Origin of the sequence: Mycolicibacterium pyrenivorans (assembly GCF_025821625.1) — a bacterium.
Classification (GTDB): Bacteria; Actinomycetota; Actinomycetes; order Mycobacteriales; family Mycobacteriaceae; genus Mycobacterium; species Mycobacterium pyrenivorans.
Genome location: NZ_JACKSH010000087.1, coordinates 1 through 459 on the forward strand (window position 1 = coordinate 1; position 459 = coordinate 459).

Here is a 459-nt window from a genome sequence, read left to right on the forward strand (position 1 = left end):
TGAGGTTCAACGATGAACAGTGCGTGTACCGGTGCGCCGACCCAGCCGCACCGGTCAGGCCAAGGCCGTTGCTCGCGATGTGCGTATCCCACTGGGCTACCGATGATTTCGGAGCGCGCAGCGGTCTGGAGCACAAACGGGGTGTGCAGCCGCAATGTGGCGGCCGCCCATGTGGAATTCTCTGAAAGGAAGACCCGACATGATCCGAAACCGAAAGGTGCCTCGTCCGACTCGTGTGCTGATCGGCGCCGTTGCCGTCGCCGGCGGACTCGCACTGGGCGCCGGTGTGGTCCCCGCTGCAGCGCTGGCGGCACCGGGGTCCGGCCCGAGCGTCGACTACGGCTTCAACCGGCCGCACGGGGGTGGACACGGCCATGGTGGACACGGCCACGGTGGACCGGGGTATGGCGGGCCGGGGCATGGTGGCGGCGGTCACGGGTTCGTTCCGCTGGCTCCGCC

General features: G+C 68.6%; 1 pseudogene. It reads left to right on the top strand.

Annotation, left to right across the window (positions count from 1 at the left end):
* Positions 1-199: 199 nt before the first annotated feature.
* Positions 200-459, top strand: a pseudogene (locus H7I57_RS10825) (hypothetical protein); the annotation flags it as partial.